This is a genomic window from Kocuria marina (genome assembly GCF_000786655.1).
Classification (GTDB): domain Bacteria; phylum Actinomycetota; class Actinomycetes; order Actinomycetales; family Micrococcaceae; genus Kocuria; species Kocuria marina_A.
This window is the reverse complement of the sequence record NZ_JROM01000043.1, coordinates 1-11,992: the sequence shown is the minus strand read 5'-3', so window position 1 is coordinate 11,992 and position 11,992 is coordinate 1. Positions and strand designations below refer to the sequence as shown.

At 68.9% G+C, this 11,992-nt stretch carries 11 protein-coding genes and 2 pseudogenes; 6 read left to right on the top strand and 7 right to left on the bottom strand.

Annotated elements, in window-relative coordinates:
• From AS25_RS09980 to AS25_RS09955, 6 genes are all read right to left on the bottom strand, one after another.
• Positions 1-324: transposase (locus tag AS25_RS09980; RefSeq protein WP_035959115.1), on the bottom strand; the 324-nt coding region annotated here is incomplete at its 3' end.
• 321 nt (positions 325-645) lie between these two features.
• Positions 646-1,293, bottom strand: a complete 648-nt coding sequence (locus AS25_RS09975) for a vitamin K epoxide reductase family protein (RefSeq protein WP_019311269.1) — start codon at positions 1,291-1,293, stop codon at positions 646-648.
• The gene (locus AS25_RS09970; protein WP_019311268.1) at positions 1,286-3,217 is read right to left on the bottom strand and encodes a bifunctional copper resistance protein CopD/cytochrome c oxidase assembly protein; all 1,932 of its coding nucleotides are present in this window, start codon (positions 3,215-3,217) and stop codon (positions 1,286-1,288) included. The genes AS25_RS09975 and AS25_RS09970 overlap by 8 nt, the downstream gene beginning before the upstream one ends.
• A gap of 91 nt (positions 3,218-3,308) precedes the next feature.
• A complete protein-coding gene (locus tag AS25_RS09965; protein WP_035964798.1) occupies positions 3,309-3,995 on the bottom strand; it encodes a DsbA family protein in 687 nt (228 codons plus the stop codon).
• A 48-nt stretch (positions 3,996-4,043) separates the two neighbouring features.
• Complete coding sequence (locus AS25_RS09960) at positions 4,044-4,958, bottom strand: cation diffusion facilitator family transporter (protein WP_019311266.1); 915 nt, start codon at positions 4,956-4,958, stop codon at positions 4,044-4,046.
• Positions 4,955-5,323 carry an ArsR/SmtB family transcription factor gene (locus AS25_RS09955; protein ID WP_052160888.1) on the bottom strand — a complete coding sequence of 123 codons (369 nt, stop codon included), beginning with the start codon at positions 5,321-5,323 and terminating at the stop codon, positions 4,955-4,957. The genes AS25_RS09960 and AS25_RS09955 overlap by 4 nt, the downstream gene beginning before the upstream one ends.
• Before the next feature lie 432 nt (positions 5,324-5,755).
• On the opposite strand from AS25_RS09955, the pseudogene AS25_RS09950 reads away from it, so the two are divergent.
• The 6 genes and pseudogenes from AS25_RS09950 to AS25_RS09920 form a co-directional block, all read left to right on the top strand.
• Positions 5,756-5,881 (top strand): annotated as a pseudogene (locus AS25_RS09950) (C40 family peptidase); the annotation flags it as partial.
• Positions 5,882-6,649: 768 nt separating this feature from the next.
• The gene (locus tag AS25_RS09945) at positions 6,650-7,297 is read left to right on the top strand and encodes a thioredoxin-like domain-containing protein (protein WP_035964797.1); all 648 of its coding nucleotides are present in this window, start codon (positions 6,650-6,652) and stop codon (positions 7,295-7,297) included.
• Positions 7,294-7,977: a DUF305 domain-containing protein gene (locus tag AS25_RS09940; RefSeq protein WP_052160887.1), complete on the top strand. Its 684-nt coding sequence runs from the start codon at positions 7,294-7,296 to the stop codon at positions 7,975-7,977. Before AS25_RS09945 ends, AS25_RS09940 begins: the two co-directional genes overlap by 4 nt.
• Before the next feature lie 284 nt (positions 7,978-8,261).
• Positions 8,262-9,227, top strand: coding sequence for a cytochrome c oxidase assembly protein (locus tag AS25_RS09935; RefSeq protein ID WP_035964799.1), 966 nt, complete (start codon positions 8,262-8,264; stop codon positions 9,225-9,227).
• A 459-nt stretch (positions 9,228-9,686) separates the two neighbouring features.
• Positions 9,687-10,028: a heparan-alpha-glucosaminide N-acetyltransferase domain-containing protein gene (locus tag AS25_RS09930; RefSeq protein WP_035964795.1), complete on the top strand. Its 342-nt coding sequence runs from the start codon at positions 9,687-9,689 to the stop codon at positions 10,026-10,028.
• A gap of 50 nt (positions 10,029-10,078) precedes the next feature.
• Positions 10,079-11,292 (top strand): annotated as a pseudogene (locus AS25_RS09920) (IS3 family transposase); the annotation flags it as partial.
• 32 nt (positions 11,293-11,324) lie between these two features.
• Here AS25_RS09920 and AS25_RS09915 read toward each other — a convergent pair.
• Positions 11,325-11,992, bottom strand: a 668-nt coding sequence (locus AS25_RS09915) for an IS3 family transposase (RefSeq protein WP_035959088.1), incomplete at its 5' end; no start/stop codon positions are given.

Genomic DNA, 11,992 nt, shown 5'->3' with positions numbered 1-11,992 from the left:
GAGCTCCGCCCCGAAGAAAGACGCAGCCCGCTTCAGCACCTCGTTGGCCCGGCGAAGCTCGCGGACTTCTTGCTCGAGCTCTTTCACCCGCTGCGCCTCCGCCGAGCTCACGCCGGAGGTGACACCCTCGTCGATGTCGGCCTGCTTCACCCACATCCGCACGGATTCGACCCCGTACCCGAGCTGCGTCGCGACTCGCTGCACGGTTCCTTGCGTGACCCCGAGCTCGGCCCGCAGCGTCCTCACCATCCGCACCGCGGCGGCCTTCTCCTCGTCCGAGTAGCGACGCGTCGTCGGCTTCCCATTCGCCAGTTCCTTCGGCATAACTCCATCCTCGTTTCCAAGGTCAGGAGCCTCCAACAAACTCAGGGCGCTTCACGATGAGCAGGGGCAGCACTGGCGTGGGTGTCCCACTAATGGTGGTCGCTTCCATCCCTCAAACGGAGCGCGTCGTGTCACCGGATGCGCGGCACCGTCGGGAACAGCCAGAGGGCCCCTGCCATGGCAGGGGCCCTCTGGCTGTTGTTCGAGGACATCCAACAGCAGGTGCTGCGGCAAGATCCAGGGGGCAGTTGTCGGGTCGCTGGACATCGTGGCCATGGCATCTTTGAAGGGGCGCTATGGCCGGAATCGTTCAGGGGTGGGTCAGAGGCCGGTGAAGGTAGAAAAGAAGCGGAAGAACACCGAGGCAGCCACGGCCACGTAGGCGATGGCCACCAGGGTCCAGGCCCACTCGGTGGCGAAGCGCACCAACCGGGGCGGGGCGGGGATGACGCCGTGGGCGAGGTTGCGCACGGTGAGCAGGAGGAACAGCGGGATCATCGCCGCCCACACGATCATGCAGTACAGGCACAGGATGTAGATCGCGAACAGGGCCTGGGACCACAGCCAGATCACGAACACCGCCCCGAGAGTGACCCCGACCTGCAGGCCCGCCCAGTACCAGCGCCCGAGGCGGGCCCCGGCCAGGATCGTCATGGCGGTGGTGATCACCACCGCGAAGGCGACGATGCCGATCAGCGGGTTGGGGAAGCCGAAGAGCTCCGACTGCCAGGTGCCCATGACTTGCCCGCAGGACACCCAGGGGTTGATGTCACAACTGGTGACGTGGCCCGGGTCCTTGTAGAGCTGAAGGCGCTCAAGCACCAGAATCGCCGAGGCGACCCACCCGATCACCCCGGTCACCAACAGGACCAGGGCGAAGGGGCGGCGACGGGCGAATCCGGGCAGGTGCTCCTCGGCGACCGGGCCGGCGCCTGGGTGGCGGTGGGCGCTGGTGGTGGTTTCAGCCATGGTGGATGTCCTTGGGGGTTCCTCGATCAACGGTGGCGTCGGTGGTGCCGTGCTGGTGTCTTCGAGCCAGGACGGCCAGGGCCGCGGCCAACAGGGGCAGGACCCCGGCCAAGAGGATGGAATGGGCCGCGGATTGTTGATCCGCCAGCGGAGAAGGCCCCCAGTCTCGGCCGAGTCCGGAGAACCACTCTGGTTGGATCACCGTCGGTGACAGGGCCGTGAACACCACCCAGATCCCCAGCACGGTGGCCACCGCGAGCAGCACCAAGGCCTGCGTGCGCACCGCTCTGCGGTCCGGTGGGGCGGCCAGCGCGGCGGTAGCGAAAATCAGGCCCAGGGCCACGGCGGTGGTGTTCATCAGCTCGTGGCCGACGTGGGTGTGCAGGGCCACGGCGAAGGCGGGGGTGTAGTAGAAGACGCCCAGCCCGGCCAGCATCAGGATCCCGGCCGGGGCCGGGTGAGCCAGCAGGGCCCCGGCCCGGGAGGTGCGCCATGCAGCGGCGAGCTCGCACCACCCGGTGCTGCCGTCAGTGCGGACCGGAACCAGGGCCGCGGCCAGGCGGCCGGGCGCTCCGGCGATCAGCAGCAGCGGCACCGGGAAGCTCAGCAGCAGGTGGGCGGCGGTGTGGACGCTGAACAGGATCGGGGCGTAGAGGGCCATCGCTCCGCAGGTGACGTAGACCAGCAGCACCAGACCGGCCAGGAATGCGGCCGTGCGTGCCACCGGCCATGGTGCGCCGGTGCGGCGCAGGTGTCGGGCCCCGCCCAGGTAGAGGCAAGCCGCGAGGATCGCCACGGCGATCCACAGCCAGTCGACGCGCCACTGGGTGAACCAACCGGAGAAGCTCAGGGGCGGGGGCAGGAGGTAGCCGGTGAGGATCTCCGCGGGGGTGATGTCAGGTTGTCTCTCCAGAGGCACCGGGGTGGGGGTGCGTGCCAGGGCCACGCCCAGGGCCATCACGGCGCAGAGGATGAAGACCTCCACGGTGATCAGCCGCCACACCCGGCCTAGCGTCGGGGTGCCGGCGGTGATCGCCCGGCGGTTCAGGTACCCCAGCACGCCCAGGGCCACGGTGGCGATCGTCTTGGCGATCACCAGCGCCCCGTAGCCGGAGTCCAGCCCGTCCCAGCCACCGATCCGGTAGACGGTGTTGATGACTCCCGAGACAGCCACCAGGACGAAAGCCACCCCGGCCAGGGCCGAGAAGCGTTCCAGCACGGTCCGGGCTGACCCGTGGCCGGTGGCGGGGGCGGTCAGCAGCGGGGCGAGCAGGGCGAGCACGATGATCCCGCCGGTCCAGATCCCGGCACCGAGCAGGTGCAGGGCCAGAGCATTGACGGCCCCGTTGTGATCATCGACCCCGGCCACGTGTCCCAGTTGGGACAGCGGGATGACGGCGGCCAGGGCCACCAGGGCGGTGGCGGCCACCGCCGCCGGGGAACGAACGAGCACGGCCAGGGTGGTGGTCAGTGCCGCGGCCACCGCGGTGACGGCCCATGCTTGGCCGGGGATCAGGCGGGTCACGTAGTAACCCAGTTGCCCGGTGAACTCGGCCGAGCCGGACACGGGAGCCCCGATGGTGTCGGCGTAGCTGAGCACGATGATCGCCACCGCCGCCAGGGTCCACACCGCGGCCGCGGCCGCAGCCACCGTCATGGCCCGGGCGAAGGCCGGGTGCTCGGCCCTGGTCTGTCCCGCTCCGGGGACCGGAGTGGACCGGGGCACCACGGTGGTGGCGAAGACCAGCCCGGCCCAGGTGATGCCCATGGCCAGGTGATGCACGGTCGTGGCCAGCGGCAACCCCCAGCGCACCAGGACCCCGGGATCGAGCACTTCCCGGGGCGCGGTGGCCCCGGAGGATCCCAGGGCCACCCACAGCACGGCCAAGGTCCCCACCCCGATACCGATGTAGACGGCAGCCATGGCGCGTCGGCGCCGTCCAGTCGGCGTCGGGCCGGGAGGCGGGGGGAGGACCACCGGCGGGGTGGGCGTGTGGGGTGGGGTGACCATTGGGTCAGTCGGTGGCTGCGGTTTCGACGGCGTCCCGGAAGCCTTCCAGGGACTCGGGGTTGAGCACTTCCCCATCGAGGAAGAACGTGGGAGTCCCACCCACCCCCAGAGCCTCACCGTCAGCGACATCGAGCTCGATGCGCTCCTGGGTGGCCGGATCAGCCACCGCGGCGTCGAAGGCGGCCATGTCCAGGCCGAGGTCTTTGGCAAAGCCGCGGAAGACCGCGCTCTGGTCCTCGGCCGACTCCCCCCACTGTTCCTGGGTCTCGAACATACGCTGGTACATCGCCTCGTACTGTCCCTGCTGGGCGGCGGCTTCGACCGCGAGGGCGGCGTTCATGGAGTTGCGGTGGCCCGGCAGCGGGAAGTAGCGGTGGACGAAGGTGACGGTGTCGGCGTACTCGGCCCGCAGCTCCTCGATGACGGGGTAGGCGGCCCGGCACCCTTCGCACTCATAGTCCAGGAACTCCACCAGCACGGCCTGTTCGTCCGGTGCCTGGGAGAGCACCCGGCTGTTCTCCCGCACGACCTGCCCCTGGCCCTGGGGCACCGTTTCGGGGGTGGAGTTGGCACGGGCGATGAGGATCGGGATGGCCACGGCGGCCACGACGGCGACCAGGAGGACCCACACGATGATCTTGGCCTTGGAGGGCTTCTGCTTTGGGGTGGGCGGGCTGGCGGTAGTACTCACAGGGGTGTCCGTTCTGTCTCCGGCAGCAGGGCGTACCGGTGGAGGGGGCTAGGGGTGGAGGGTCTCATCGTGGCGGTGGGAGGCCGGTTCGATCTGGAAGGTGGAGTGCTCGATGGCTACGTCGAAGTCACGGGCCACGCAGGCCTGCAGATCCGCCAGGACGACCCCGGCGTGCTCAGCGTTCAGGCAGCCGTCGTGGACGGTGACGTGGGCCGAGAGCACCGGGGTGTCGGAGTCGATGCGCGAGGCGTGCAGATCGTGCACACCGACCACGTGCGGCAGGGCTTCCAAGCGGGTGCGGACCTGCTCGAGGTCCAGGCCCTTCGGGGTGGTTTCCATCAGGACCTCGATGGTGTCGCGCAGCAGGATCAGAGCCCGCGGCACGATCAGGGCGGCGATCAACAAGGACACGACCGCATCCGCCCGGGTCCACCCGGTGGTGGCGATGACGATCGCGGAGACGATCACCGCTACCGAGCCCAGGGCGTCGTTGGCCACCTCCAGGAACGCGGCCTTCATGTTCAGGTTCTCCCCCCGGCCCGAGGCGAGGATGACCAGCCCGATGATGTTGCCGACCAGCCCGACCACCCCGAACCACAGCATGGCCGTGGACTCGACCTCGGGGGGCTCCAACAGCCGGCGCACCCCTTCGACGGCGATGAACCCGCCCACAGCCAGCAGCACCGAGGCCTGGGCGGCCGCGGCGACGATCTCGGCGCGCTGGTACCCCCAGGTGCGTTTGTCCGTGGCCGGTTTCAGCGCCAGGGTCGCGGCGGTGAGGGCGATGAGCAGCCCGGCCGAGTCGGTGAACATGTGCCCGGCATCGGCCAGCAGCGCCAGGCTGCCCGAGACCACCGCACCGATGATCTCGGCGACCATAATCGTGGCGGTGATGGCGAACACCACTGCCAGTTTCCCCCTCCGCCCGGCGCCGGCGTGGGAATGATCGTGCTCGCCGCTCATACCGGAATCTCCTGGGTGGTGGCGTCATCGGCGAGGGCCTCGGCGGCGCACTCGGGTGTCCCGCACCGGCACACCGGTTCGACGGTGAGGATAGTGCCCAGCAGGTCCTCCAACGCGTGGGCCAGCTTGGGGTCCGAGAGTTCATAGCGCACGTTGCGCCCCACCGGCACGCCCACGACCAACCCGCAGTCGCGCAGACAGGCCAGGTGGTTGAACACGATCTGCCGGCTCACCCCGATCCGGGCCGCCAGTTCCGAGGGCACCGCTGGGCCCTGCTGCAGCTGCAGCAGCACCGCGGCCCGGGTGGGATCGGCCAGTGCTTTGCCGAAACGGGACATCGCCGCGACCGGGGACAAGATCCTCATCCAATAACCGTACAGCAGAATCTGTATCAAAGGAGATGAGGGGCTTCCCTTGATGATCGGGCAATGTCCAGCTCGTATTCATACGGTGAGGGCGGACGGGGGTGCCGTCCGCCACTGCGGCATCCCCGTCCCCCGAGCCATCGCTGCACCCTAAGGGCTCTCGCTCCAATGCCGAGGCGGAGCAGGATAAGCACTGCCCGCGTCCAGCGGAAGACAGGGCAAGGCCATGAGCACTCTCCGATCCTCTCCGCAGGACTGCTCCCCGTGTGCCGATTCGCTGGCATGTGCACATCGACAGGATCGTGGCAATCGTTCGAGTCTGCGGCTACAGCTGCGGAGTGCACCCATGCGGTCCATCCGAGTGCACCCATGCGGTCCATCGACGATGATCCTGGCGGGGCACTCCGCACCTGACGGATGAGCCCACCGGCCGGCCTTCACCACATCGGCATCTACATCGGTGGCGGCAAGATGGTCTCGGCGCTGAACCCGACCCAGGGCACCTTCGTCCACTCCGTCAACGCCATGCCCGTCGACGGGTACTACACCTACCGCTGAGCCGGACTCGCTGCTGCGGTGCCCCACGGGGTCACCGCAGCAGATCCCCGGACCGCTCTCACCCGGGGCCGGGCCGCCTCTACCTCACGCGCACCTGCTGTGCCCTTCACCTGCTGCGCCCTTCACCTGCTGCGCCCTTCACCTGCTGCGGGAGTGCTTCTTTCCGAAAGCACCCCCGTCGGACATCGGTCGTTTCGGTGACACCGTCCGGGATCAGGCCTGCACTGGGGCGGTGAGTGATGCGCTGGGCGCGGCCGGAACCAGTTTCCGCGGCTAACCGGCCGATCACTTGAGTCCGGCGCCCGCGTCTCCACCGTCCAGACCTAGACCGGTGTCCTCGTCGACTGCTCCCCGGGGGCGCCCACACCGGGGTCCATCCCGGCGGTGGCGAGGCCGTGCACGGCGGCTGGAACGGCCACCAGGCGGTCCTCGACAGCGTCAACGTCGGCTCCGGGCCGGTCCAGGTTTGCCTACGCTGAGCCGGTTCAGGCATCACATACTCCGGGTGCGTCCTCTTTGAACGACCAGCGAGGAGTGCGCACCCGGTCCTTACTTCCCGCCCCAGGCCGGGATCTCCTGCGTCGTCGTCGTTAGCCACCGAGGACGCGCCTCTCCTGCGCTCGAGGATGCACACTCGCCCACATGTCCAGGAGTGGGTGGTGGACGATCTTCCCAAGAAGGCCTTGCAGGAAAGGCTCAGCGCAGTGGGCTACTGTCCTGCCCGTTCATGAGGAGCAAGACCCTTTTTGGGCCTTTCAAGGAGGACGCATGGCTGGTGGTACGGACCCGGAGCGGGCGCGGCAGGAACGCGCTGCGCTGCTGGAGAAGCACTGGGCGGCCGATGCCCGGGCCACCCGCAGGCGGCGGGTCCTGGCGGGCGCGGGTGCGGTGACGGCTGTCGCGGCGGTGGCGGCCCTGGTGACGGTGGCGGTGATCAACGATCCCCCGCCCCAGGCGCGGGAGGACATCGAGATCGCCGGGCTGCAGACCTTCGAGGGCCTCGGCAACTCCCATGTGGAGACCGCGGTGGACTACGAGCAGTCCCCTCCGGTGGGCGGGGACCACGCCAGTGACTGGCTCAACTGCGGGGTCTACACCGAGCCGGTGCCCGAGGAGAACGCCGTGCACGCCTTGGAGCACGGGGCAGTGTGGGCCGCCTACGACCCCTCGGCCCTGTCCGAGGACCAGGCTGAGGCCCTGCGCCAGGCTGTCCCGGACACCTACGTGGTGCTCTCCCCCTACGAGGATCTGGGCGCCCCCATCATGGTCTCGGCGTGGGGGGCTCAGGTCGCCCTGGACTCCCCGGAGGATGAGCGCCTGGAGCAGTTCGTGACCAAGTACTGGCAGTCCCCCGACGCCCCGGAGCCCGGGGCATCCTGCACCGGCGGCATCGATGCCCCCAGCCGGGTCGCATGAGCACCAGCACCACCGGCGCCGCCTCCAGGAGCTTGGCAGGGCACCGGGGACGGTGGGTCCTGCTGGTGCTGGCGGCCGTGCTGCTGGTGGCGGCCGGCTGGGCGGTGGGGCAGCTGAGTGCTCCGAGGTCCTCCACCCCGGCGGAGGGCAGCCCGGAAGCCGGGTTCGCCCGCGACATGCAGACCCACCACCTGCAGGCGGTGGAAATGAGCTCCCTGGTCCGCGACCGCACACAAGACCCGGAGATCCGCCGGTTGGCCTACGACATCTCCCGCACCCAGCAGCAACAGGTCGGGCAGATGTACGGGTGGCTCTCCGTGTGGGGGCTGCCCCAGGCCTCGTCCCAGCCGACCATGGCCTGGATGGACGACGGCGCGCAGGACCACACGTCCATGCCCGGTATGGACTCCACGGCCCCGGGCCTGGACGCGCGAATGCCGGGTATGGCCACCGCCGAACAGCTGGCCGAGCTCCAGGACGCCCAAGGCCGGAAGGCCGAACGGCTCTACCTCGAGTTGATGATCCCCCACCACCAGGCAGGTGCGACCATGGCCCAGGCCATCCTGGAGCGCACCGACCATCCCGTGGTGACGTCCCTGGCGCAGTCGATCGCCACCAGCCAGACCTCCGAGATCGACTACATGGAGGACCTGCTGGCCGAGCGACGCACCCCATCATGATGTCCATCCGCACGCCAGGATCAGCACACGTGGCCGGGCCCGTGAAAGGCTGACGGGCTCAGACGTGAACCGGTCTCCAGGTTCGGCCCAGCTGTGCGCCGGGACCGGAATCCACCGGGGTTCTTCGGCCGCCACCTCCGAGATCCCATGGAAGTCCGGGAAGGGGCCGGTGGGGCACGCCCGCCCCACCGGCCCCGGTCCTGAGCTCAGGGCCCGATCAGGACCCCGGGACCGTTCTGTGGCGTGCGACAATGCGACCCTGGCAGTCGATGCTCTCCGTGACCATGGTTGACCCCAGCGTGGAAGGGCCGGTCTGGGTCCCAACCGAACCCCCGAGCCTGGAGAACTTCCTGGCACCCACGATGCAACCGATCCCGCTCATCCCGGCCATCGCGCTGGTGCTGGCTGTGCTATATCTGGCCGGAGCAACCCGGCTGTGGACAGCACGCCGGCGGTGGCCGGTGTGGCGGACCCTGTGCTTCCTCACCGGGTGCGCGGCCACCGCGGTCACCATGGGCGCGGGAATCGAAGGCTACGGGCTGCGCATGTTCTCCGTGTTCATGTTCCAGCAGCTGACTCTGATGATGATCGTCCCAGCGCTGCTGGTCCTGGGCAGCCCGGGCACCCTGCTGCTACGGGCCACACCTCATCGCGGGCCCGGCGCTGTGGTGCTGCGTCTGGCCCTGTGGGGTTTGCGTTCCCGGTGGGGTAGGTTCGCCATCCACCCCGCCTTCTTGGTCCCGTTGTTCCTGGTCAGTTTCTACGGGGTGTATCTCAGCGGACTGGACGACCGGCTGCTGCCCACCTGGTACGGCCACATCGGGCTGGAACTGCTGTTCTTGGCCTCCGGAATCCTGTTCACCGTTCCGCTGCTGTCGGCCGATCCATTACCGACCAAGCAGACCTACGGCAGTCGCTTGGCCGATATCGTCCCCGAGATGCCGCTGCACGCCTTCTTCGGCGTCATCGTCATGATGGCTCCGCTACCCGTCGTGGAGTTCTTCGCCACCCCGCCGGACAGCTGGGATCTCGACCCGATGGCCGACCAGGTCCTGGCCGGCTCGTTGGCCTGGTCCTACGGCGAATTGCCGTCCGTGCTGATTCTGCTGTTCATCATGAGCCAGTGGCACCGCGACGATGCGCGCAAAGCCGCCCGCGACGAGGCCGAGGCCGCCGTCAGGGGCACCCCGGATCTGGATGCCTACAACGCCTACCTGGATCAGCTGCAACAGCGCACCGAGAACCGCTAGCCCCCACGGGGACCGGCTGACGCCGGCTGGGGCGGGCAGGGACGCCGACGCAACCCGCCCCTGCCGTCATCCGGTCCGTGGTCTGCCGGTGGCCTGCAGGATCCTGTCTGGCCAGGGACTCCTCCCAGGGTGTGGACGACCCGGACGCCGGCCTTCTCCGCCGGTTCTCGCCCGGTTGTACATCCGTGGTGCTGATATTCGCGGGGCCGGAGAAAACCGTCCGCAACTCGGCGCAGCGGTCCTGGAGGCGAGAACTGCTTCCACAGCCAGGACACAGGAAAAGGATAACCCTGGGCTAATCCGCCTTGGTGGGATGGAGGTTGAGAGGGGCCCGCAGGTCCGGGCCGGTGGGCGGGACCCGCCGGTACATCCGAGAGAAGGAACGCACCAGCATGGTCAACATCCACCACCCGAATTCGGGGACGCGGGGACCAACAGGGGGGCTCAGTCCTCCCGCTGGTGAAGAAGCCACGGCTGGTGGGGGTCGACGCCGCTCGGGGTCTGGCCCTGCTGGGGATGTTCTCCATCCACATTCTGCCCGCCTGGAACCCTGAGACCTACGAGGTCACCCTGCAGTGGCAGCTGTTCGCCGGGCGCGCCGCGGCCCTGTTCGCCCTGCTGGCCGGGGTCGGCCTGGCGTTCTCCACCGGCGGGCGCACATCCCATCGGGGCCGGACGATGACCGCCGATCGGGTGGGGCTGTTCATCCGGGCCGTGCTGATCACCGTGCTGGGTCTGCTCGTCAACCAGGTTCTGATGTCCGAGGACCCGCCCGCCTACAACATGGGGCTTGACCCTTGATCTTGGACACGCGGTATCCAGCACGATGCTGGGGAAGCGAGAATCCAAGGATGGCCAGGAAGAACTACACCGACGAGTTCCGTCGCCGGGCGGTGGACTTGTACGAGTCCACGCCGGGCGCGACGCTCAAGGGGATCGCGGCGGATCTGGGCGTGTCCCGGGGCTCGTTGAAGGAGTGGGTCGACAAGCTCGGCTCTAGGACCACGACCGCGGGGGCGCCCACGGCCGCGCCGGCCGGTCGGCCGGAGTCGCAGGCTGCGCGGATCGCCCGGCTGGAGGCCGAGAACGCGGCGCTGCGGACCGAGCAGGCCAAGCTCGCCGAGGAGCGGGACATCTTGCGCCAGGCGGCGAAGTATTTCGCCGGGGAGACGAACTGGTGAACCGCTTCCAGTTCGTTGAGGACCACAAGGACGCCTGGAGCGTGAAGCGGTTGTGCGAGGTCGTGGAGATCGCGAGGTCGTCGTTCTACGCATGGCTGGCCGCCGCGCCGCAACGGGCCGCGAGGGTGGCAGCGGACGCGGCGCTGGCGGCACGGATCCGGGCGCTGCAAGACCCGCAGCAGGGCGGGGACCGCGCATCCGGGGCGCCGCGGATCACCGCCGACCTCAACGAGGACGCGCCTGCCGACGAGCGGGTCAACCACAAGCGGGTGGCCCGCGTGATGCGTCAGCACGGCTTGGCCGGCATCCGCCTGCGCAAGCGCGTGAAGACTACGGTGCCGGACCAGTCCGACCGGAAGTTCCCCGACCTGGTCGGCCGAGACTTCACCGCTGGGGAGCCGGGCCGCCGCTACGTGGGCGACATCACTTACCTGCCCATCGCCGACGGCACGAATCTCTACCTCGCGTCCTGCATCGATCTGGGCTCGCGGAAGCTGGCAGGGTGGAGCATGGCCGGGCACATGCGCACCGAACTCGTCGAGGACGCGCTCAGGACCGCGCGGCGCGAGCGCGGCACTCTGCGCGGCGCGATCTTCCACTCGGACCACGGGTCGGTCTACACCTCGAAGTCGTACGCAACTCTCTGCGAGCGGCTCGGGGTGACCCAGTCGATGGGCGCGATCGGCTCGTCCGCGGACAACGCCTTGGCCGAATCGTTCAACGCGGCTCTCAAGCGCGAGCTGCTCGAGGGTCGCCCCGCGTTCCCCGACCAGGCCACGGCTTACCGGGCCGTGTTCCGGTGGGCGAACCGCTACAACACCCGCCGCCGCCACTCCGCGATCGGCAACATCGCCCCGAACGCCTACGAGACCGCTGCGTCCGCTATGAAGCGCCCTGGGTCTGATGGAGACTCGCGCTATTTGATTCCGACCAGGTGTTCGCGGTCGGCTTGGACAGCATAGAACGCGTTCTCGAACTCGGCGGGCGGGACGTCGCCGAGGTAGCTGTGGAGGCGCTGCGTGTTGTGCCAGTGCACCCAACCGAGGGTGGCGAGCTCGAGATTCTCGACCGTCTTCCACGGCCCGGACCGGGCCGGCCCGCGGACGAGTTCGGCCTTGTAGTACCCGTTCACCGTCTCGGCCAGGGCATTGTCATAGCTGTCACCGACGGTCCCGATCGACGGCGTCGCGCCGATCTCCGCGAGGCGTTCGCCGTAGCGAATGGACGTGAATTGAGACCCCGCGTCGCTGTGACACCGCAGGTCCGCGTGGCGGTGACCTCTGGACCAGCGGGCCATCTCGATGGCGTCGAGGATCATCTCGGTGCGCATGTGCGACGCGACCCGCCACCCGACGATCATGCGGGAGAACGCGTCGATGATGAAGCACACGTACGCGACACCGGCCCAGGTCGCCACGAACGTCAGATCCGTCACCCAGAGCCGGTTCGGAGCGGTCGCGGTGAACTCCCGCTGCACCAGATCCGGGTGTCGCGCGGACGCCGGATCCGGCCTGGTCGTCTTCACCCGTTTCGAGCGCCTTGCGCCCTCGATCCCTGCCACCTTCATCAACCTCGCGGTCTGGT